This window comes from Oceanobacillus sp. B139/18 (genome assembly GCF_055524595.1).
In genome coordinates, this window is the sequence record NZ_JBVFXI010000006.1 from 274,638 (window position 1) to 298,377 (window position 23,740).

General features: G+C 38.4%; 17 protein-coding genes. 7 read left to right on the top strand and 10 right to left on the bottom strand.

Annotated elements, in window-relative coordinates:
• The first annotated feature begins 117 nt into the window (after positions 1–117).
• From ACZSMY_RS17805 to ACZSMY_RS17815, 3 genes are all read left to right on the top strand, one after another.
• Entirely contained in the window at positions 118–1,149 is a 1,032-nt protein-coding gene (locus ACZSMY_RS17805) for a YheC/YheD family protein (RefSeq protein ID WP_465148096.1), read from the top strand.
• Positions 1,150–1,415: 266 nt separating this feature from the next.
• On the top strand, positions 1,416–1,808 hold the full coding sequence (tagD, locus tag ACZSMY_RS17810) for a glycerol-3-phosphate cytidylyltransferase (protein WP_332094472.1): 393 nt from the start codon (positions 1,416–1,418) through the stop codon (positions 1,806–1,808).
• A gap of 209 nt (positions 1,809–2,017) precedes the next feature.
• On the top strand, positions 2,018–3,223 hold the full coding sequence (locus ACZSMY_RS17815; RefSeq protein WP_465148097.1) for an LCP family protein: 1,206 nt from the start codon (positions 2,018–2,020) through the stop codon (positions 3,221–3,223).
• Between the two features lie 118 nt (positions 3,224–3,341).
• Here the strand turns inward: ACZSMY_RS17815 and ACZSMY_RS17820 are convergent, their stop codons facing one another.
• The 3 genes from ACZSMY_RS17820 to ACZSMY_RS17830 all read right to left on the bottom strand — a co-directional run bounded on the left by ACZSMY_RS17820 (position 3,342) and on the right by ACZSMY_RS17830 (position 9,194).
• Entirely contained in the window at positions 3,342–4,418 is a 1,077-nt protein-coding gene (locus ACZSMY_RS17820; RefSeq protein ID WP_212929151.1) for an MraY family glycosyltransferase, read from the bottom strand.
• A 160-nt stretch (positions 4,419–4,578) separates the two neighbouring features.
• Positions 4,579–8,301, bottom strand: a complete 3,723-nt coding sequence (locus ACZSMY_RS17825) for a peptidoglycan-binding protein (protein WP_465148098.1) — start codon at positions 8,299–8,301, stop codon at positions 4,579–4,581.
• Between the two features lie 329 nt (positions 8,302–8,630).
• Entirely contained in the window at positions 8,631–9,194 is a 564-nt protein-coding gene (locus ACZSMY_RS17830) for a sigma-70 family RNA polymerase sigma factor (RefSeq protein WP_341173332.1), read from the bottom strand.
• 364 nt (positions 9,195–9,558) lie between these two features.
• Here ACZSMY_RS17830 and ACZSMY_RS17835 point away from each other — a divergent pair, with 364 nt between their 5' ends.
• The 3 genes from ACZSMY_RS17835 to ACZSMY_RS17845 all read left to right on the top strand — a co-directional run bounded on the left by ACZSMY_RS17835 (position 9,559) and on the right by ACZSMY_RS17845 (position 10,314).
• Positions 9,559–9,789 carry a DUF1659 domain-containing protein gene (locus tag ACZSMY_RS17835; RefSeq protein WP_042529621.1) on the top strand — a complete coding sequence of 77 codons (231 nt, stop codon included), beginning with the start codon at positions 9,559–9,561 and terminating at the stop codon, positions 9,787–9,789.
• A gap of 34 nt (positions 9,790–9,823) precedes the next feature.
• On the top strand, positions 9,824–10,036 hold the full coding sequence (locus ACZSMY_RS17840) for a DUF2922 domain-containing protein (protein WP_042529620.1): 213 nt from the start codon (positions 9,824–9,826) through the stop codon (positions 10,034–10,036).
• A 137-nt stretch (positions 10,037–10,173) separates the two neighbouring features.
• Positions 10,174–10,314: a YvrJ family protein gene (locus ACZSMY_RS17845; RefSeq protein ID WP_084612819.1), complete on the top strand. Its 141-nt coding sequence runs from the start codon at positions 10,174–10,176 to the stop codon at positions 10,312–10,314.
• Positions 10,315–10,386: 72 nt separating this feature from the next.
• Here ACZSMY_RS17845 and ACZSMY_RS17850 read toward each other — a convergent pair whose 3' ends face one another.
• The gene (locus ACZSMY_RS17850; protein WP_465148099.1) at positions 10,387–13,572 is read right to left on the bottom strand and encodes a peptidoglycan-binding protein; all 3,186 of its coding nucleotides are present in this window, start codon (positions 13,570–13,572) and stop codon (positions 10,387–10,389) included.
• Positions 13,573–14,001: 429 nt separating this feature from the next.
• Between ACZSMY_RS17850 and ACZSMY_RS17855 the strand changes: the two genes are divergently transcribed.
• Complete coding sequence (locus tag ACZSMY_RS17855; RefSeq protein ID WP_368901454.1) at positions 14,002–15,012, top strand: YheC/YheD family protein; 1,011 nt, start codon at positions 14,002–14,004, stop codon at positions 15,010–15,012.
• Positions 15,013–15,074: 62 nt separating this feature from the next.
• On the opposite strand, the gene ACZSMY_RS17860 is transcribed toward ACZSMY_RS17855, so the two are convergent.
• From ACZSMY_RS17860 to ACZSMY_RS17885, 6 genes are all read right to left on the bottom strand, one after another.
• Complete coding sequence (locus ACZSMY_RS17860) at positions 15,075–16,304, bottom strand: YheC/YheD family protein (RefSeq protein WP_465148100.1); 1,230 nt, start codon at positions 16,302–16,304, stop codon at positions 15,075–15,077.
• A 54-nt stretch (positions 16,305–16,358) separates the two neighbouring features.
• On the bottom strand, positions 16,359–17,354 hold the full coding sequence (locus ACZSMY_RS17865) for a hypothetical protein (protein ID WP_465148101.1): 996 nt from the start codon (positions 17,352–17,354) through the stop codon (positions 16,359–16,361).
• 111 nt (positions 17,355–17,465) lie between these two features.
• Positions 17,466–18,926 carry an acylphosphatase gene (locus ACZSMY_RS17870; protein WP_256705179.1) on the bottom strand — a complete coding sequence of 487 codons (1,461 nt, stop codon included), beginning with the start codon at positions 18,924–18,926 and terminating at the stop codon, positions 17,466–17,468.
• A gap of 151 nt (positions 18,927–19,077) precedes the next feature.
• Positions 19,078–20,328: a YheC/YheD family protein gene (locus ACZSMY_RS17875; protein WP_465148102.1), complete on the bottom strand. Its 1,251-nt coding sequence runs from the start codon at positions 20,326–20,328 to the stop codon at positions 19,078–19,080.
• Positions 20,329–20,455: 127 nt separating this feature from the next.
• Positions 20,456–21,487 (bottom strand): CapA family protein, encoded by a 1,032-nt coding sequence (locus ACZSMY_RS17880; protein ID WP_465148103.1) that lies wholly within the window; start codon positions 21,485–21,487, stop codon positions 20,456–20,458.
• Between the two features lie 330 nt (positions 21,488–21,817).
• Entirely contained in the window at positions 21,818–23,269 is a 1,452-nt protein-coding gene (locus tag ACZSMY_RS17885) for an acylphosphatase (RefSeq protein WP_368901448.1), read from the bottom strand.
• Positions 23,270–23,740 lie beyond the last annotated feature (471 nt).

A 23,740-nucleotide genomic window follows, 5' to 3' on the forward strand; every position in this document is an offset into this window, starting at 1 on the left:
GACAAACCGGTCATGTTCATGTCTTTTCAAAAAATGGTACTTCATAACACAATAGATTATGGTAAAATTAAAAATAGATAATTAGAAATACGAATAATTAGGAGGAGAATTGATTCCATGTTAGTAGGACTAATGCAACCTTTCAAAGAACCAACCGATCTGGCAAAAGAGATATCCATCGAAGCTCAATCCAAAGGAATCGAGATTCTGTATATGAACCCAAGCGATATCAATGAAGAGAATCATACCACCTCCGGAATGGTTTTAAATGGTGGTACATGGGAAGAAGCAGAGATGTCTATTCCAAAGATTATTGATGTTTCTGCATTCTGCTTAAAATCCAAAAAAAAAATAGCCTATTTACAAAATCGCGCCTACTTAACCGAGGATGGGAGAAATAAAATCTCCAAGGAAAATGTCCAGGAAATGTTAACAAAGGATCCGCAGCTTCAAAAGTATGCAATTCCAACCTTGCGCTGCAAAAGCTTCTCTATTATTAAAGGCTTCTTAATAAAATATGGAGAAGTCGTTGTGAAGCCTGTCTACAGTCAATCCGGAGAAAACATTTATAAAATCGTACAGGCAGATAAAGATTCCTTCCTGGTCAGTCACCAGGATTCCACTACGAACATGACATTGAAAGAAGCCTTCGCGTTTTTTCAATCGATTATTTCCAAACGTAAATGTATTGTCCAGCCATATATACCTTCCAGAACGGAACAAGGCGAGCCCTTTAATTGCCGTGTTCATTTAGAAAAAAATAAAGAAGGCAACTGGGTCATTGTGAAAAAATATATCCGCGTTGGCACGGAAAAACAAGTTTCTCCCAACAATCAAGAAAGCGGCGTCACCTTTGATGCAGGTATGTTTTTAACATTAAAATTTACTGAGGATGCCTCTGCAGTGGATGAGCATCTGGTTTCGTTTGCCTTAAACGTTGCAAAAAAGATAGAAAAAACACGAAAAAAAGAGTTAGCCACACTTGGTCTTGATATCGGAATCGATAAGGATCAGAACCTTGTGCTCTTTGAATCCATCAGTGCCCCTGATTCTTCACTGCTTCATCAAGAAGTAGCACAATTACGCACAGACTATTATGTTTACTTAGCTGAGCAAAATGCGAATAACTTTCCCAAGGAATTAGCTTAAAAAGTTCGGCTCCGTATACGTTTTTTTAATGATATATCCCGTCAGGAATGTCACAGACCGCTGCGATATTCCTGGCAATCCTGTATCCATTACAGCTATCCGTACGTACAGTTTATCCCATGCCATGCATAATGCTTTTTACACAGAACTTCATTCCCTAAATTCCCTTTTTTATAGCGAAAAAACATATTTTTTGTCCTCAGATTTATTCCTGGTTCTTTTCTTATGTTACTATTACGTTAATACGGCTTTAGGAGGTGGAAATGATACGTACTATTATCACTTATGGAACGTTTGATTTACTGCATGTAGGTCATGTAAATTTATTAAAACGTGCAAAAGAAATGGGTGATTATCTTATTGTAGGATTATCCACCGATGATTTTAATATACTCAAGCATAAGCAGTCTTTTTATTCCTATGAAGACCGGAAAATCATTCTTGAATCTGTACGTTATGTCGATAAGGTTATCCCTGAAATCTCCTGGGAGCAAAAAAAAGATGATATTTTAACCTATCACGTCGATACATTTGTTATGGGGAATGATTGGAAAGGAAAATTCGATGCCCTGCGCTCTTTTTGTGAAGTGGTTTACCTCCCTCGGACAGATGGCATCTCTTCTACGTTGATTAAGGATAATTTAAGAGACGACAGCTAGGATTGGACACTTGTTGTAATAGATAAAGCTGGCGCTGTTTAAGCATGTCTAGCTGCGCTTATGCGATGTATATCATTTGATTTTTCTTGTTACATCATCATAAATATGTAATACAATTGTAAATTTACTAATAGTTCATTCCATAGTAAAATTAAGTGGGCTTTATCAAGAAATCCGTCGATATTTCTTGTAAAAAAAGGAGATTTGTAATGGTAAAACAAAAAAATATGCGAGGCCGCCGGGTTACGCGAAAAAAGCGTAAACTACGTAAAGGTGTCTTAATTACCTTAATTTTTATAGGCTTGGCTTTAGTCAGTGTTGTTGGTTATGGAAGTTATTTATATGTTAAAGCAAATAATGCAGTCTCTGATTCTTATGAGGATGACGGTCGTGAAAAATCCGATTTGAGGGATTTTGAGGTTGACCCGAATATTGACAACGTGTCTATCCTTATTATTGGAGTCGATGAAAACGAACATCGAAATAATGCAGAAACCTCTCGCTCCGATACGTTGATGTTAGCAACGTTTAACAGAGATGAGGGCAGCGTTAAATTAGTTAGTATCCCGCGTGATTCCTATGTATATGTTCCAGAAGTAGGTCGCGAAGATAAAATTACTCATGCCCATGCCTATGGCGGACCAAAAGCAACGATTGAAACGGTTGAAAATTTAATGGATATTCCAGTCGACTATTATGTACGTGTGAATTTCCACGCCTTTGTTGATGTGGTAGATGCTATTGGCGGCATTGATATTGATGTGCCGTATGAACTGGAAGAGTCTGATTCCATGGATAAACGAGATGCTATCCATCTGCTTCCCGGAGAGCAAACAGTTGATGGCGAAGAAGCATTAGCATTTGCTCGTACTCGTAAGCTGGATAATGATATTGAACGCGGAAAACGGCAAATGGAAGTTGTCAATGCCGTAGCGGATAAAGCAGCATCTCTCAGTTCTGTGTTTCAATTTGATGACTTGATTGCCGCTGTCGGCAACAACATGAATACGAATATGACATTTAATGAAATGATGACTTTTATTAAGTACGCTACCGGCGGTCTTGATATTGAAGATATGACCTTGGAAGGCAGCGATTATCAGCCAGGTTCTACGTATTATTGGCTGCTTGACGAGCCGGCATTAGAAGAAACGAAAAGATTGCTCCAGGATCACTTAGAAATCTCTGGTTCTTCTGCTGAGGAAGCAGGAAAAACTTATGAAGATCCTAATTCGGAGGATCCGGCCGAAGAAGGAACGTACGAAGAACAAGGTGATCCTTATCAGGAGGAAGAACCTTATCAAGAAGAGCAGCCTGGTGAAACCTACGAAGAAGATTCATATCAAGAGGAACAGGATTCTTATCAAGAAGAAGTGCCTCAAGAAGAAACGGACGAATATGGAAATCCTTTATAAACACGAAACTCTTTCCCAGATTTATTGGGAAAGAGTTTCGTGTTTATATATTCACATTTCTATATGAAAAAGTCTCCCTATTCTTGTACCAATCCAAGAATAGAGAGACCCATTTATCTTATTTTAACCTTCTCTTATGCAATTCTTCTTTCTTATTAAATAAAGAAATAAAGCTTCCTCTCGATCTGATTCCACATACTACCGAGAATAGATGTATTCCTAATAGAACAAAGCAGAAGACAGCCAAGGACGTCATCAGCTGTGCGTTATTAACCACAATTCCCATCGTACCGAAGAACATGCTGAATGCGTAGATAATCCATACAGATTGTCTATGGGAATAACCATTTTTCAGTAATAGATAATGAATATGATTTCGATCTGCTACCGAAATGCCTTGTTTATTACTAATTCTCCGGATGATTGCAAGCAGCGTATCGAATACCGGAAGTGCAATTACAATAATCGGGATAACGAAGCTGAAGAAGGCTACATTTTTGAATAAGCCGAGCATCGATATAATCGCAATCGAATATCCTAAGAATAATGCTCCGGTGTCTCCCATAAATATTTTTGCCGGATGAAAATTGAATGCTAAAAATCCTAATGTTGCACCAATCAACAAGACACATAATCCAATGACAATCACACGATAATCCATGATGGCCATAATCAAAATGCTGGTGAAGGCAATGGTTGACACGCCTCCAGCCAGACCGTCTAATCCATCAATCAGATTAATCGCATTTGCAGCCGCCACAATCCAGAAAATCGTAAGAGCTATCCCAACATACTCTCCCAAGAAAACCGTTCCCATAAAAGGTAATGTCACTTTCTCAATGACTAATCCGGAATAGGCAACAACCGAAGCTGCTCCTATTTGGCCTAACAGCTTGGTGCCGGGACGAAGATCCAGTATATCATCCAGAAACCCTGTCAATAGCATGATGATTCCGCCAATGATAATCGCCGTCATCTGCGGATGTTCCGGCTGCAGATAGAGGAATCCTGCAGCGATACCAATAAAAATAGCTAATCCGCCAATGCTTGGTACCGCCCGTTGATGCTGTTTTCTATTATCAGGCTGATCTACTAGATTGCATTTTTTAGAGATCCATATAATGATTGGTGTCGTGATGATTGCTGTCAGCAAAGCGATAACAAACGCAATCAGCAATTCAGCAGCACTCCACATAGTTGTTCACCTACTTATTTTATTCTAGTAAACTTACCTTTGTATTCTATTACCCATTCTTTCGTTTATCATACCATAATTTGATACGAACTGTTATATAAAAAAGCAAAAAAACACCCGCATCCCTTTCCGGAGAAAGAAACTCGGGCGTTAATAAATATTAACGATATTGCGTAATGTTAAACTTGAATACCGGGTTATTCAGCATATCATATAATCTTTTAATGCTTGGAACTTGCTTCACTGCCCAGCCAATATCCGTTGCATATTGCGGGTATCCAGGGTTCGCAGGATTCCATCTCATTTTATATAACGTATTTTGGTTATATTGATTATGAATGTAGCTGTTTCCGATAAATTGGGCGCCGCCAATGATAGCCTGTTCCGGTGAGAACCAGCCTTCATTGTAAGCTCTAATAGCTCCGCCGTTATGCGCATTGCCGTCTACCGCACCGATACCATACATATTGTATGTGGTTTTGATATTTCGAAGACTGTTTCGATTGGATGAAGTAACCACAACAGGATTTCCACTGCTATTTATGCCTACTTCAATTCCTGTTGCTAAAGCAGAGCTTCCATTACCAGTTTCTAACAACGCATGTGAAATCAAATAGATTTCATTGACACTATGCTGTTTGCCAGCTGTTATAAAAGCTTGTCCTTTACCGGCAAGAATCCCTTTGCCGCTTAAAATATCACCATTTAAATCTGAAGCTGTGACACCAACACTGCTAGTTAAGTCTAAATGCTGGAATATATCATTATTATCCGGGTTCAGATAACTGCTTACGTCACTTCTTGTCGGATTTCTCCATGCATTATAGCTGATTCTGTACCAATCACCTGTCGAACCAAGAATTGTAACCTGTGTTCCGCTGCTTATCTGCCCATAAATGTGACTCGAACTGCTTGCAGATGAGCGGACATTTACATTTGCAGTTGTTCTGTTTGAACCATCCACATAATTCTTATGCACATATGCAGGATCATTTCGATACATATCTGTCTGCTGTAATTGGTTCATTTGGGTGTTCAACGCCTGATTGAATGTTACGTCATACGTTTCATGGTTAACAACCCAGCGATTGCTGATTGCTTCATCCAAAGCTGCCAGCGTTCTTTCATCTGCGATTCCATTTACGCGTAAATTATTATCTCTTTGGAATTGCTTTATTTGGCTTTCCATATAGCTTCCAAATAGCGTAGTTACGGATATATAACCGTAACCTAACGTGTTTAATTGACGTTTAATAGCTGGAATATCGCTGTGACGTTTCCCTCTTTGGAAGGGACTGTTATAGATGCTATTTAACTTACTCTTTGTTACATTACCCAGCATACCGTTAACAGTTATTCCATAATATTCTTGGAATCTTTTTACCTGCGTTTCCATATAACTGCCATATAGGTTTGTCTCTGTAATATAACCAAAACCGATTGCGTTTAACTGCTTCTTCAGATCTACAACTTCTGCATGTCTATCTCCACGCCGATATATATCCTTTGGAGCTAACTCATTTAGTTTATTTAAAGTTTTTTCATCCACTACCCCATTCACTCGTAAATCATAATCTTGCTGAAATTCTTTTACCTTTTTTTCCATGTAATCACCAAAAAGTGTGGTAGTGGTTATATATCCATAACCTAGACTGTTTAGCTTCTTTTTGATTTCTGGGATATCATTATGGCGCTTTCCTTTTTGAAATGGACTGTTATAGACACTATTTAACTTACTCTTTGTTACATTACCCAGCATACCGTTAACAGTTATTCCATAGTATTCTTGGAATCTTCTTACTTGGGTTTCCATATAGCTTCCATATAAGTTTGTTTCTGTAATATAACCAAAGCCAATTTCATTTAATTGGTTCTTAAAATCAATAATTTCTACATGTCTATCTCCTCGTTGATAAAGAGCTCTCGGACTTACAAAATTATCTAATTTAGCTAAAGTCTTTTCATCTACTATTCCATTCACTCGTAAGCCATAATCTTGTTGGAATTCTCGCACCTTTTTTTCCATATAGTCTCCAAAGAGTGTAGTGACGCTTATATTACCATAACCAAGACTATTTAATTGGCGCTTTATTTCACGGATATCATTATGACGATCTCCTTTTTGAAATGAATTGTTATAGACACTGTTTAACTTACTTTTGGTTACATTACCTAGCATACCATTAACAGTTATTCCATAGTATTCTTGGAATCTTCTTACTTGGGTTTCCATATAGCTTCCATATAAGTTTGTCTCTGTAATATAACCAAAGCCAATTTCATTTAATTGGTTCTTGAAATCAATAATTTCTACATGTCTATCTCCTCGTTGATAAAGCTCCCTTGGACTTACGAGACTATCTAATTTAGTTAGAGTTACCTCATCCACTATTCCATTTACACGTAAGCCATAATCTTGCTGAAATTCTTTCACTTTTTTTTCCATGTAATCCCCAAAGAGTGTGGTAATGGTTATATATCCATAACCTAGACTGTTTAGCTTCTTTTTGATTTCTGGGATATCATTATGGCGCTTCCCTTTTTGAAATGGACTGTTATAGACACTGTTTAACTTACTTTTGGTTACATTACCCAGCATACCGTTAACAGTTATTCCATAGTATTCTTGGAATCTTCTTACTTGGGTTTCCATATAGCTTCCATATAAGTTTGTTTCTGTAATATAACCAAAACCGATTGCGTTTAGTTGCTTCTTTAAACCTACAATTTCTGCGTGTCTGTCTCCTTTTTTGTAGATACTGTTTGCAGAAAATATGGTTGCTCTGGCAAAGCTTTGTATGCTGATTTCCTGTTCTTCTAATTCAGCATTTTCTTCTGTATCTGCTTTGGAGTCTTCTTCTGTCGCTTCCTCAGGGCTTTCTCCTGCTTCTACCTCAGAGTCTTCCTCAGTTGCTTCTTCAGAACTTTCTCCTGCTTCTGCCTCAGGGTTTTCTTCTGTTGCTTCCTCAGATCCTTCTTCTGTGTCCGCTTCAGTTTCTTCCTCTGTCGCTTCTTCAGAATTTTCTCCTGCTTCTGCTTCAGGGTCTTCTTCTGTTGCTTCCTCAGATCCTTCTTCTGTGTCCGCTTCAGTTTTTTCCTCTGTCGCTTCTTCAGAACTTTCTCCTGCTTCTGCCTCAGTTTCTTCTTCAGAACCTTCTTCTGTGTCCGCTTCAGTTTCTTCCTCTGTCGCTTCTTCAGAACTTTCTCCTGCTTCTGCTTCAGTTTCTTCTTCTGTTGCTTCTTCAGAACTTTCTTCTGCCTCTGCTTCAGGGTCTTCTTCTGTTGCTTCCTCAGATCCTTCTTCTGTGTCCGCTTCAGTTTCTTCTTCTGTCGCTTCTTCAGCATTTTCTTCTGCCTCTGCTTCGGCTTCAGCGTCTTCTTCCGCATCTGCTGCCGGCAGTTCTTCGACTTCTTCCTCTTCCGTCACAAATTCTTCAGGTTTACTGAACTCCAGGTGCTCTTCACGGTCGAATGAATCGTCTGCTAAAATGTATTCTATTTGTAGTAGTGTGTCTTCATCTGCAACTCCCGTGTCTTCTATGTCATAAAACTTTTGAAATGCTTTTACAGCTTCCTCTGTATGTAGGCCGTAATAAGTTGTAGGTTTTTCTAATGCTGCAAATCCAAGCTCTGTTAAATCTTCTTTCAGATCTAGAATTTTTTCATCGTCATCCCCTAATTTAAGCTTTATTTCTTCTGACACCGCTTCGTCCGTGGAAGAATCCTGTTCATCAACATCTGATTCTTTATCCCTATCTTCTGGCTCATTATTTTGCTCATCTTCTTTAGATGAATGACTCATCGCATATACTTCACTGACGGAAGCAAATGGAGAAGTTACCAATAAAATCACCAAAAAGAAAGGAATCCACTTTCTTCTCAAATCTTTCCACCTCCTATATTTAATTCTAGCTTTCTATCTATATATCGGCAATACCTAATCTTTTCTTAAGTCATTTTTTTAAAATTGAAATCGTTTTACCGCGGTAAAACGTTCACGAAAGGTTCACTATTTTACTAGATTGTTTTATTAGCGCCAAAAGTCCTGATTCTTTTCATTTTTTGAGTAAGATAAGTTGAAAAACACGGTTAGGTATTCCTTCCTGCACACCTATAGACCGTCTAGATTTCTTTCTTCAGTTGATGAGGACTATAATCATCCAAAATAATAATTATAGTCCTTCCATTTATGATGTGTGTGCTGATTTCCTTTTAGTCTCTATCCCAATCCATTTTCCGAAGTTTACGTTTGGCGCTCTTTGCCCAGCTTTTTACTGCTTCCAAGCTTACCTGTTCTTTCTCTGCAATTTCCTGATTGGATAGTCCTTCTATAATTGCACAGTTAAACCAGACTTTTTGCTTTTCCGTCAGTATCGATGTGAATTGGGAGAAATCGGTTTCATTTTCCTGATCCAGTTTTTCCTGCGGATTCGTTCCTCCTTCATTTTTAGAGAGTATTTTTTTCTTTTTCCCATCCATATAATTTCCTGCCTGCGTCTCTACTTCCTGCTGATGCCCTAGCTGCTCTATGTATTTCCTTTCCAAAATGGATTTATGAAATACATTCACCAAACGATTTCGAATTTCAAAATTCATGTATGTCGCTAATGGTCCTTTATCCGGATTATAGTTTTCATACGCTCTCCACATGGCTACAAGTCCTTCTTGAAAATATTCCCCATCCTTATCATTAATTTGCAGCCTTGCCATTTGGTAGTACACCCTACGCTGATTCTGTTCAATAAAATCCTCCAGTTCCCATTTCTTCTTTGTCATTTTTGAACTCCCCTTTCAATAGATTGCTTTTAATCTAGCAGAAGTTAAAAATTATGTCATATTGCCAAACTAGGATTTTCTCGGAGTAAAATTCTAGTTTGTCCGGGTAAACTGTCGTTTTTTAATAAATATGCTACCGTTTAACGCTACAAACGGTAATTTATAACTTATTTGACCTTTTTAACGACATTTTTCGACATTCTCTGGAAGGACTCTGCTATAAAGTGTGATATAGAGCGTTTTATAGGGTCATTCCTCCCTTTTTAAACAAGTAATTTTTTTATCAAAACGTAAAAATCTTTTTATAAACATGCCCCTTTTTGTCTCTGAGAATTGAATATAAGTGTGAAAGGAGGTGATGACCATGGCAGTCGCAGAATTAACCGAATCGGTTTTGCAGCTTACGCTGAATGAAGGCGTGGACCCGATTACCGGCGAGTTTGTCCTAAAGCAAAAACGATTCAATTATGTGAAACCAGACGCTACTGCTGAACAGCTCTTATTAACAGCAAATGCATTCGCATCTGTTCAGCAGCATACCCTGTACGCAATCAGCCGTCGGGATGTTTCCGAAATTCATGAAAGAGAGGCTTAAAAGGGGATTCAGTAAAGAAAGGAGGTGAGAACCTATGCGCAAGCTTGAATTGAAATTTGTAAATGAAGAAGGCCGTGTGGTAACCTACACACTCGATCATCCTGTAGAACCAGCAGATCCAGCAGCTGTTCAGCAAGCAATGGATACCATTCTTCAGCAGGATGCCCTGTATTCCGCAAGCGGCGGATTAACTGAAATCCACAGTGCCCGTATTGTGGAACGTATTGTGGAAGATATTGAATTATAATCCTTTTATCGTAACAAGACTCTGGCCCGTGAGGATGCTCTCCTCACGGCATTGTCTTTTATTCTAGAAAATTCTTCTGTTATTCGTCTGAAAGCTTGTTCTTAAAATTTGTTTAAAAATCAAAGGTGGTGAATGCGATGGAGGCATGGATTTCTCTATTAACCGATATTGGGTTTCCTGCTGCGGTAACCTTCTACTTGTTACACCGGGTTGAAGGAAAACTGAATCAGTTGATTGAGTCCATCTACTCGATTTCTATTCCAAAACGATTACACTAAAAAAAGAGGATTTTCCACTGATTTAACAGTGGAAAATCCTCTTTTTTATTATTCTTGGAAAAATGCTGTTTCTTATCTTCTTTTCAGATTATAAGATTGTGCAATGGCATCTGCTGTATATTGTGCCAGCTGCTTTTTATAGCTGTCACTTTTCAGCAATGCGTTTTCTGTGAAATTATCGATAAACAGGTATTCAATAAGAATCGCCGGCATATCTGTGTTCCGTAGAACATTAAAGTTCGCTGACTTTTGTCCTCTGTCGGAAACATTTAAACGGGAAGAAATATACGAATGAATGTCATTTTGTCTATTTCTTGTTTCCTGAGAAACGCCCCCATTGTAGATATACGATTCAAATCCGCCTGTTGACCCATTAAAGGCGTTGTTATGGAAACTCACAAAATAATCAGCACCCCATCTATTCGCATGGTTTGCCCGTTCGGTTAATTCAACAAAAACATCTGATCTTCTCGACATTTCTACTTCAACACCCTGATACTTACTCGTAAGTATCCGCTCTGTTTCCAGTGCAATGTCCAATACAACGTCTTTCTCGTTTAAACCGTAACCTTGACCGCCTGGGTCATGCGCTCCATGACCGGGATCAAGAAAGATTTTTACATTCGATTGCTGATCAAACGCTTGATTGATTCGGCTTAAAGTAACTTCATCAATAATTCCATTTACTCGTAAGCCATTGTCTCTTTGGAACTGTTCTACTTTTTGCTCCATATAGTTGCCAAACAACGTGGTAATACTGATATAACCATAGCCCAGACTGTTTAATTTTTGTTTAATATCCGGGATGTCATTGTGACGTTTCCCTTGCTGAAATGGACTGTTATAGACACTGTTCAGCTTTATTTTTGTAGCATTATCGATTGTTCCATTGACGTTAAGTCCATAGTATTCTTGGAACCTCTTTACTTGTGTTTCCATGAAACTTCCAAAGAGTGTCGTCTCTGTAATATAGCCAAAGCCAACCGCATTTAATTGCTCTTTATACGTCACAATATCTGCGTGTCTGTCTCCACGCTGGTACGTGTCCTGTGGCGCTGCCTCATTTAATTTCGCTAACGTTACCTCATCTATTATGCCGTTTACCCGTAAACCATTATCTCTTTGGAATTCCTCTACCTTTTGCTTCATATAGCTGCCAAAGAGTGTCGTGATACTGATATATCCGTAGCCAAGATTATTTAAATCCCGTTTGATATCCGGAATATCATCGTGACGTTTCCCTTGCTGGAATGTACTGTTATAGACACTGTCCAGCTTTTCTTTCGTTGCTTCATCGATTTGACCGTTAACGGAAAGCCCATAGTATTCTTGGAATCTTTTAACCTGTGTTTCCATGAAACTTCCGAATAGTGTCGTCTCTGTGATATAGCCAAAACCAGTACCGTTTAATTGCTCCTTATACGTCACAATATCCGCGTGTCTATCTCCACGCTGGTACGTACCCTGCGGAGCCAATTCATTCATTTTATCTAATGTTACTTCATCTATGATTCCGTTCACTCGTAAACCATGATCTCTTTGGAATTCCTCTACTTTTTGCTCCATAAAGCTGCCAAAGAGTGTCGTGATACTGATATATCCGTAGCCAAGATTATTTAAATCTCGCTTCATATCCGGGATATCATCGTGACGTTTTCCTTGCTGGAACGGGCTGTTATAAACGCTGTCCAGCTTTTCTTTCGTTGCTTCGTCGATTTGACCGTTAACGGAAAGTCCATAGTATTCTTGGAATCTTTTAACCTGTGTTTCCATGAAACTTCCAAAGAGTGTGGTCTCTGTGATATAGCCAAAACCAACCGCGTTCAATTGCTGCTTGAATTGAATCATGTCCTCATGTCTGTCTCCACGCTGGTACGTATCCTGCGGAGCAAGTTCATTCAATTTGGCTAACGTTACTTCATCTGCAATTCCGCTGACACGAAGGCCATGATCTCTTTGGAATTCCTCTACTTTTTGTTCCATAAAGGTTCCAAAGAGCGTCGTAACACTGATATAACCATATCCTAGATTATTCAGCTTCTGCTTGATATTTGGAATATCATCATGACGTTTTCCTTGTTGGAACGGACTGTTATAGACACTGTCGAGCTTTTCTCTCGTGGCCCGGTCCATCTTTCCATTAGCCGGAAGACCATAGTATTCTTGGAATCGCGTTACCTGCGTTTCCATGAAACTGCCAAAGAGCGTCGTTTCTGTGATATATCCAAAACCAATTGCGTTTAATTTTTTCTTAAACTTAACGATTTCTGAATGTCTATCTCCCTGCTGATACGTACTTTGGGCAGCAAATGTTTCTACTTCGTCCAAACGCTGCTCACCAATTTCTTGGTCTTCTTCCTCGGATTCCGCGCTTTCTTCTGTCTCAGATTCTTGGCCTTCTTCCGATTCTGTGCTTTCCTCTACTTCAGATTCTTGCTCTTCCTCAGATTCTGTGCTTTCCTCTGTTTCAGAGCCTTGCTCTTCCTCGGATTCTGTGCCTTCCTCTGTTTCAGGGCCCCGCTCTTCCTCGGATTCTACGCCTTCTTCTGTTTCAGATCCCTGCTCTTCCTCGGATTCTGTGCCTTCCTCTATTTCAGAACTTTGCTCTTCTTCGGATTCTGTGCTTTCCTCTGTTTCAGAACCTTGTTCTTCTTCGGATTCTGTGCCTTCCTCTGTTTCAGAACCTTGCTCTTCTTCGGATTCTGTGCCTTCCTCTGTTTCAGAACTTTGCTCTTCTTCGGATTCAGCGTCTTCCTCTGCCTCTGAATCTTGCTCAACTTCTTCCGCTTCTGTCTCAAATTCTTCTGGCTTACTGAACTCCAGATTCGCTTCACGATCAAAGGAATCTTCCGATAGCAAGTCTTCTATCATTTGCAGTGTTTCTTCGTTCGCGATTCCTGTCTCTTCTATGTCATGAAAAGCTTGAAATACCTTTACAGATTCTTCTGTATGTAAGCCGAAATATTCAGTCGGATCCTCTAATGCAGCAAATCCAAGCTCTGTTAAATCTTCTTTCAGTTCTTGAATTGCTTCCCCTTCATCGCCCAGTTCGAATATTACTTCTTCTGACTCTGCTTCATTGTCCGAAGCGTCCTGTTCCGCGTCTATTCTGTTGTTGTCTTCCTCTTCTATGTGCTCATCGTTTTGCTGACTTTCCTTCGATTGATTATTACTCATCGCGTACACTTCACCCGCAGTGGAAAATGGTGAAATAATCAATAAAGCAATGACTAGAAGAGGAATCCATTTTTTCCTCAAACTGCCGCACCTCCTATTAAATTTTACTTCCTTTCTTTGTATCGGCAGAAAACAGACATTTATTCAGTATAAAAATCACAAAAATAAATATCACTCTACCAAAAGAACTGATTCACAAAGGAATATTAAATCCAAAAATAAGTCAATGTACCTAAATTTTACTTATATGTATGGTTTAAAAATGATTTATCGTATGTAATTGCTATTATATTTTACCTATTTTTTTATTCGAAAAATAGACAGACTTATGTAAAAAATGTGAATCACAGATAAGACTAACAGAAAATTTGATTTTTAACAACATTTTTTGGAAGTTAAATTTTACTTATGCCTGTGCGTATGCTATTTTCTTAACTAAGCAGCATGATGAAGAAACGCGACACACCAATACATGATCCTTTTTAACATCAAGATTACAGGAGGCGCGACATGCATATATGTTATATGAGGAATTTCAACAAACCACCCGAATATGTAAAATTATTAGCAAAAGCCGCGAAATATTATCAAATTGAGGTCGTCTACAGTCATCCGAAAAACGTAGATATAACGAAAGAAGTTATTAATGGGTTCGCATTGCATAATAACAAATGGCGTGAGATAGAAATCCCTGTTCCTGCATATATCGACTTGAACAGTTATTGCTATAAATATAAAGATGTGGCTGCTTTCCTAAAAAAGAAAAGCACGCTGTTAAATCTGAAGGGATTTGGCAGTAAACTGAAGCTCTACAATACTTTGATTGAGGATGGAACGTTTGCAAAATATGTTCCCGATACGGTTCAAATTACGGACTTCGACTCTTTTATGCAATTTATCCAAAAGCATCAGCGGGCTATTCTTAAGCCCAAAGTCGGCCACAAAGGAATCGGGGTCTATTTGGTCCATCAGATTGATGAAGATTCCTATCAGCTGTACGTCAATAATTCGGAAAAGATGCTGGCTGCGGAAGAACTCAAAGCTTATATCGAAGAATTAATAGATGACAAAGTATATTTAGCACAACAATATATTCAATCCCTTACGACAGAGGGCAGTCCTTTTGACTGCCGGATACGGCTAGAAAAAAATGGAGAGGGAAAGTGGGCTGTAGCCATTCCTCTGATTCGTATCGGTTCCAATAATAAGGTTGTTTCGAATGTGGCCCAAGGCGGCGGCGTACAAAAACTGCTTCCATTTATTAAATTTCACTATCCAGAGGATTGGAAGGATATTAAAGCGGAATGTGACTATGTCGCAGAATATCTTCCTCCGAAATTGGAAGCTCTCTATCGAAAACAAACCTCCTGCCTTGGCATCGATATAGGAATCGATACGGATGGGAAAATCTATATATTTGAGGTCAACGCTGCTCCCGGCGTGGAGTTTGGAGAAGCAGAAATTATTAACCTGAAAGCCGATTATTATCATTATCTTCAACTGCAAGCAGCAGATGAATAATCAAAAGGAACGAGGCATGACTTCACAGTGCCATGCCTCGTTCCTTTTTTTCATTCCGTTGTTTAATTTTTCTTCACCAGCTTCTTCGCTTTTCTGAGGAACCCAGTCACCTTCCATGAGGTGCTGTTTATCATATCCTGAATCTGTTTTTCTTTTTTCGCTGTTTTCTTTGTTTCTTTGCTTACTGCTGTTTCTAATTGGGAATTCGCTATTTCCAATTGAGCAATCTTATGTTGGTCATCCTCGATTACATCGACCAGCTGCTTTACTGGATAATTTAATTTTTTTTTCATGACATAAGCATAATAATTGCTTCTATGGAACGCCGCTTCAGATATCACGTTTTTCGTACCAGGTCCATCATTTGTCTCAAATAAATACAAATCGCCATTTGATTCGATGCCGATATCTATTCCGAGGTACATGATGTGTGTTTTTCTTAACGTCTCCATTTTCTTCGGCAATGTCTTTCCTATCGTCACCAAATTACTGTAAATCGTCTCCCATTTATCTCCATAGAATGCTTTTAAAAAAGCAACAGGTTCACTAACACCGCCCCCTTGACTCACATTCGAGACAACAGACTGCCCGATTCCGATCCGTACATAGATTTTTGCAATCGACCATTTGCCGGAGCGGTCCCTTTCGACATGTATTCTGATATCAAAAGGATCTCCCTGCGGTGTTTTCGATGCAACGTATTTTTGAAGAATATAATTCCTTTGCTGCAAGACCTCATCAAAAAATTCTCGCAGATCATTTAATGGAACGTCCCACTCATTTCGCTGATATCCTATTGTAAAGAGATCTTCCCCGATTTTTTCAATAGAGTAGATATCCTTGCCCTTTATTCCATTTCCAGGCTTAATCACGACTTTATTATATTCCATTAAATTGGGATAGACATCATCAAATGTCTTTACTTTATGTGTAGGAATGATTAAATGAGCGAATTTCGGATCTTCCTTTAATATTCCTTGTAATTTCTCTTTATTTATCAAGTTTTCTCTCGTATCCGAAAGAAATGTCGTCTCTCTTAAAAAGTCCATGACTTCTTTATTATCTTTTTTAAAGCAATATATAGCTGCATCAATAAAAGGTGGAATATCGGTTTTTTTATCAACCCATTTATTATTAACCATTACTTTCCCATAAATCTTTCTTTCCTCGATACTAACATCTTTTGGTGACATATAAATAATTTCAATTCCATATGATTTCGCTATTAATGCTGTCATTGTTGCCAGTTTTGTAGGTTTTTTAAAATTAGTCATAATACCTACTTCGTACATGGATATTCCCACCTTTTCATTCTTTTAACATGCCATTTGCTATATTCTTCATCGCTATTCTACTTTTACTGCTGCTGTGTCCGGGAATAATGCATCGACTACTTTCCCGATGACATCCCTCTTTTTTCCAACCCACGGGAAATGGTGCATGGTAAGCATTGGACCTAGCGGACCGACATTCATTTCCAAAATATGAATATCCTCTCCATTAATCAGAACGTCCACGCCGCATATTCTTGCTCCCGGGATAGCACGAACCGCTTTTCTTACAATTTCTTTGATTTCAAAACTAATATCATCTGTTACATCAATGGCGTCTCCGCCTGTTGACACATTCGAATTTGACCTCAAGTATACCATCTCACCGTCGGCCGGGATAGTCTGAAATGTATAATTCAATTTAGATAATACCCGTTCAATTTCCTCATCTAATTTTATTTTGATATGAATGGGATTTTTTCTGTGCTCCCGTTCTTTGTTTTTATTCTCTACTAACTCAGCAATGGTCGAAACACCGTCTCCTGTCACATTAGCCGGGATTCGGTGTGCAACCCCTACAATTTCATTTTTTACATACGTAAATCGATATTCTTTCCCGCTGATGTATTCCTCAATAAGCACTTCTTTATGTTTTTCGCCAACCTTATGAAAGCAATGAACAAATTCATCATATTCTGTGATTTCAACGTATACATCTGTACCTTTTGCATCGTTATACGGCTTTATCACGACTGGTAAAATCGGCTGCGCCCAAGCCCATGCCCGTTCGACATCTGTATTCGAAAATACGATATTCTCCGGAGCCGGAAAGCCTTTCCCTCTCAGCATTCTGCTTGTGATTTCTTTTCGGTTCGTCACTTCAATGGCCAGCGAGGTATTATAGCTGTTTACAATCATTCCTCTTCTAATGAGGTACGACTTGCCATTGTACGCCATTTTAAATCTTTTATTTGGCATCGGGGTAATCTCTACCCCTCTTTTATGTGCTTCCAAGACAATCATTCGATTCGATCGATTTAATATTCTTCCCGTTAAATCCTTTGCTTTCATAATCTCCCACCTTATGTATCTGCCAGAGAAGGCCAGATTGGTTTTATTCCCATTCTTTTTCACTCCTTCTCTGGCAGGCTATTTAACTACCTCTTTATTCTTCTGACGGTTTCAACGGCGAGCTGTCTTTGTGATGACCTGGAATCCGGTCTTTCTCGGCTCATTGGTATATACAAGATCCTGTTCTTCTACCTTCTCGACAGAGGATTTTTTGTTTCCTTTTTCTACTGTCTTTTTAAATGTATCCAGCACTTCTTTTTCCTCGCCGATCAGGTAGACTTCCACCGTATTTTTATTTATTTTTTTCGCATGGCCAAAGAGATCGTTCTTCAGCGCTTGTCTTTTGATAAAACCCAGATATCCTACCTGGTTCACTTTTCCGGTTACCGTATATTTTTTGGCATACATGTTAATTGCCGGTGTCCGAATCACTTTCATTTCATCCACTGCATATTTTTTTAATGGTTCTAACATGCAGAGATAGTCGAAATAAAAGTTGGATTTTTCTTTTCCGATTGTTTCCGGGAAGTAATAATCCATGATAGCACCAGGTACATCTTTTGCCTTTCCTTCCAAGGGGAACAGGTGAAAACCAATTTCTGCAGTTCCGTTGATTTCCAACACCACGCCTTTCCGATTGTCCTCTGGATTAACAATAATGTCTAACCCGGCATGTGGAAGCGACGGCAGTGCCTTTAATGCATCTACGGCAATCTGTTTCACTTCGTCTGTCAATTCATCCGTGGCCTCGATCGGGTCTCCGCCAGTAGACAGATTGCTTTTTTCCCTTAAGAAGACCTGCTCTTCTTTTGCCGGAATACTTTCTACTGTATAGGCGGCTCTTTTCAGCATGGAATTCACTTCGTAATCGACTTCTATTGGCTTGGTTGCTAAATACGGATTCTTTTTTCTTTCGTTATTTTTTAGTTCAATCAATTTTTCAATGGTGTTTATCCCATCTCCAACCACATTGGCAGGAATCCGGTTCGTTGCTCCAATAACCTTATCGCCGACAACATATACACGGTACTCCTTGCCGTCGTAGTGTTTTTCTACAATATATTGACGGTAGGAATAGCTGTTTCTTAATTCTTTTAAAACAGCAGTCAGCTCCGCTTCATTATCAATATTGGTGTAGACGCCTTTACCCATGCTGCCTTTTAATGGTTTGATAATAACCGGGTAACCAATCTCATTCGCGTAATCAATAATTGCTTCATCTGTTTCTAATGTCTTCCCTTTAGGGACAGGTACATTCCCCTTTTCAAGAAAAGCTTTTGTTTTTTCTTTATCCAGACAAATCGTGACTGATTTATTGGCTACTTTATCTCCTCTGGAGCGATAGAAATAATGCAGCGTATCTCCGTTGCTTAAAGAGTAGAATTTCCCGTGCGTGCTGCTGAACATACGATGCAGTTTGCAAAGACTGGATTCATCTCTGTACCATTTTAATTCTAACCCTCTTCTCCATCCTTCTAAAGCGATTAAATAACCGCATAGCTGATAGCCAGTCACATCATTTACAGCTTCCTTTGTCAGTGTAGGAAGGAGTTCTACTTGTTGTGTTTTCATAAAAACAGTCCCCTTATTCTACTTTTTGTTTTATTTTAAAGTGCATGCAATAGAATACAATTCGCTGCTTGTCCGGGTTTTAGGGACATATCATACGCTTTGAACGATTTCAATTCTATTAAGTTTTCTTTATATTGTGACACTCATATGGCTACTTCTTTACAAATATTTTTTTAGTTTTTCTCAAAATGCCTGTCATTTTCCAGGAGGTACTATTCAGCATATTATTCAGCCGTTTTTCTTTGCTGGTGAGTTCTTTCTCTTTTTGAACTATTTGTTTTTCCATGCCGGCGAGTGCCCTGTCTTTTTCTCTTATTTCTTTTTGCATTTGAGCGATTCTGTCCGAAAGGGATTCTACCTCTTCCTTTGCATCCTTCACATGAATATTTAATTTTACTTTTAACACATATAAGTAGTAATTACTTCTAAAATAGGCTACATCGGATTTTAATGCTTTGGAGCTGGGACTGTCATTCACTTCAAACAAATAAAAGTGTTCGCCGCTTTGATCAATGCCAACATCCAGCCCTAACGTCATAATATATTTTCCTCGCAGCTCTTCCATTTTTTCCGGGATTATTTTTCCAAGTTTTTTTAAATATCGATAGATTTCCTGCCATTTATCCCCGTAATTTGCTTTTAAAAATTCTCTCGTATCACTGACGCCTCCGCCTTGGTTCACATTGGAAATAACGGACTGTCCGATGCCGATCCGCACATAAATCTTAGCGATTGCCCACCGGCCTCTGCCATTTTTTTCTACATGTACCCGGCAATCAAACGGATCGCCCTGAGGCGTTCTTGATACAACGTATTTTTGAAGGAAGTAATTTTTCCCTTTTAACGCAGTATCGAAAAATGATTTCAGTTCATTTAAAGGAATCTTCCATTTTTCTGTATTAAAACCGATTTGGAGTACATTCGCTTCTACCTTTTCTATAAAGTAGATATTTTTACCGCGCAGCCCGCTTTCCGGCTTCAGCACGACTTTTTGGTACTGATTCAAGTAATGATGTAAATCTTCAACCGTCTCCATCGGATGCGTAGGTATCATTAAATGAGAGAACGCCTCATCCTTACTTAATACCTCTTGTAAATATTCTTTCGTGATGACATTTTGTCGATCTTCGGATAATAACGTCGCTTCTCTTAAGAAATCCATGACTTCTTTCGTTTCCTTTTTAAAGCAATACGGAACGACATCGATAAAAGGGGGAATATCCGTCTCTTTATCCACCCACTTATTATTGACCAGTAATCTTCCATATACTTTTTTCTTTTTTATATCGACATTTGCCGGGTTCATATAGAGCAATTCGATTCCATATGACTTGGCAATGAGTGACGTTGTTCTAGCCAGTGAATCCGGTTTTTTTAAATTGCGCATATAGCCTACTATCATCTACAATCCTTCTTCCTGTTGTTTGATAAAATCGAGTGTATTTATGATTATAGATATTTTGATCCAAACACAATTTTCCAATTAAAGTGATGAAATCTAACCTATGAAAGGAAACATATTGCTTTGCTTACCTGAGTTTAAAGTCTGGAACCCATTGTGTTAATCTGTTTTTAAGCTCGGTATATATCTCTAAACTGTCAAATGTGCCAAAGTCTGTTTTGATATGGCGATTTTCTTCGATATAATCCCGGAATAAATGCATTTGAAACTCGGTATTGTTCACATCATCGACGAAGGTTAAATCCATTTCAGGCTGTTCGATTGTAACTTGTCCGTCCTCGTTCTTGCTTATATCCAGAGAAAGCACCCCTCCGATTTGCCGGTAGACCCCAAATTGCCCGGTATACAGATTCCCGAGAGAATAGATCGCCAATGATTTGTTTGCCCGGGAATTCAGTATCCACTGCGCCGGCTGCAAGACATGCGGATGATGTCCAAGGATAATATCTGCGCCAGCATCTGATAGAGATGTAGCTAGATTCACTTGAAATGATGATGGATTTAAGGCATACTCTGGTCCAAAGTGCACGGCTGCAACTACCACATCCACCTTTTCTTTTTCTTTTAAACGCTCAATTACTTTTCTGACAGAGATGGTCGATCCGCCAATGATTCGGTTTAATAAATATCTTTTTCCTTTAGGAAAATCCTTATTATTGGAAACCGTTGAATACGCCAGCACGGCCACTTTAATACCATTTCGCTCAAATATCCGGAATGTGTCCTTGTCTGCTTTGGACTTGTGGGAACCTACATAAGGCAAACCAATTTTTTCAAGGTTCTCAATGGATTTCAATACGCCCTCTTCTCCAAAGTCAAAGCTGTGGTTATTGGCATTGGTAACGATGTCTGTGCCAAATTCCTTTAAATTTTCTGCAATCTCAATCGGGTTATTAAATCTTGGGTACGTCGCAAGCCCAAATTCTTCCCCAGCTACGATGGATTCTAAATTAACAATCGACAAATCTCCTGCTTGTAATAATTCCTTTACAGGAGCCATCTTATCCCGGAAGTCATATTTCCCATTTTTTATACATTTATCATATACCCTGTCATGTAACAGAACATCCCCTGTAGCTACCAATTTCATCTGTGACATACTTATACCTCCGCCATCCGTTATTTAAACCTTCTATGAATCTGTGCTTTCACATTGTTATATGTAAATATACTGTACCAAAAAAGACACTTTTTGACATGATTTTATGTATTTTTCAAAAATTTCGTGGCTGTTTAGATGGTCTTTTTGCTTAGTGTTTATTTTAACAAAGTAGTTTCATATATAATGATAAGGAAAATATTGGATTAAAATAGATTCTTTTAAACTCATCCATCTTATCATTTCGAAAAGAAAAATGAACTATTTCAGCGTATATCTACTCCAAATAGTTCATTTTATGATAGTTCTTTTACAGTTAGTAGATGCTAATCAGGATGTTGTGATAACTTTAAACCCTGTTTTCCTTGGCCTGCCAGAGAGTTCAAGATCTTTTTCTCTAATATTTTTGACGACAGATTTTTTCGATCCTTTTTTCACATATTCTTTAAATGCATCTAATTCTTCTTTTGATTCTCCGATAAGGAAGATGTCGACGGTGTTTTCATCTATTTTTTTCACATAGCCATATAAATTTCTTTCCAATGCAAATCTTTTTATTTTTGTCATATACCCCACTCTGTTTAATTTTCCAGTTGCCGTATATTTCTTTGCATACTTTTTATTCAATGGTGTTTTAACGACCTTTATCTCCTCAACCGCTCCCGTTTTTATCGGTTCTAAGATGCTCAGGTAATCGAAATAAAAATGTGTTCTCTCAGCGCCTGCTGTTTCCGGGAAATAGTAATCAATGAGCGCTCCAGGAATGTCCTTCGCTTTCCCGATCAGCGGAAATAGATGGAAGCCAATTTCAGCCGTTGCATTCACTTCTAATACGACCCCTTTTGTATTATCCTTCGATTCTACAATAATATCTACCCCTGCATGTGGAATGGAAGGAAGTGCTTTTAACGAGTCGACAGCAATTTGTTTTACCTCATTTGAAAGCTCATCGGTTGCTTCGATCGGGTCGCCGCCAGAAGAAAGATTACTTTTTTCCCGTAGAAATACTTGCTCTCCTTCTTTTGGAACACTAGTTATCGTATAGCCGGCTCTTTCAAGCATATATGTTACTTCATAATCGACCTTTATCGGCTTAGGCGCCAGATAAGGATTCTGTTTTCTTTCCTCATTCTTGATTTCAATTAATTTTTCAATCGTGTCTGCCCCATTCCCTGTGACGTTTGCAGGAATTCTATTCGTGGCGCCAACCACTTTATCTCCGACGACATAGATACGGTATTCATTGCCCTCATAATGTTTTTCCACTAAATATTGGCGGTAGGAATATTTTTTTCTTACTTCCTTCAGAATATTTACCAATGTCTGTTCATCCGAGATATTGGTATATACGCCTACTCCCATGCTTCCGCTTAACGGCTTGATAATGACAGGGTAGCCAATCTCATTCGCATAGTTAATAATATCTTCATCGCTTTCCAAAGCTGCCCCAAGCGGCACTGGCACATTATGTTTTCTCATATATGATTTGGTTTTTTCTTTGTTTTGACAAATCCGCACCGTTTTATTGGCTACTTTATCTCCTCTGGAACGAAAGAAATAATGAACCTCTTCTCCATTATTTAAAGAGAAGAATTTCCCATGAGTACTGCTATTCATTCTATGCAAATTACAAAGACTTGATTCATCGCTATACCATTTTAATTCCAGCCCTCTTCGCCAACCTTCTAAAGCTACTAAATAGGAACATAATTGAAAACCAGTTATGCCTTCAACAACTTTTTCACTTATTGTCGGAATAAGCTCTACTTCTTTAGATTTCATATTCATTCTCCTTGCATTAACAAATTATTTTATAATCTAAAACTAGCTATTGCTGAACTCAATTGTACTTTGATTTTAGTATGCAAATAGTTTAGTAAGCAAAACCAATTCATTTAAGGTCGTACTTGGTATTGCAATTACTCATTCTAACAGTAATTCTTGACACAATGCTAGGCTGATTACACCCTATTCCTTAAAAGTTCAAATCTACACAATTTCCCCGAGCGGAGTATATTTTAAGATATATTAGTCATACCTTTGACAATAACAGTTACCAGAAATGCATTTCGAGTTTACGAAAAATGCGCTAGCGTTTTTTCGTAGAAGGCACTCTTATCGTTGTGTTATATTTATTGGTCTTTTCCAATTCTTTTTTAGCTTACATTTTAAATAGACTGAAAACATAATTGCAAGAATTTCAATATATTTTACTAACGGAATAGATACTGACATGTTTTTTGGTATTATAAA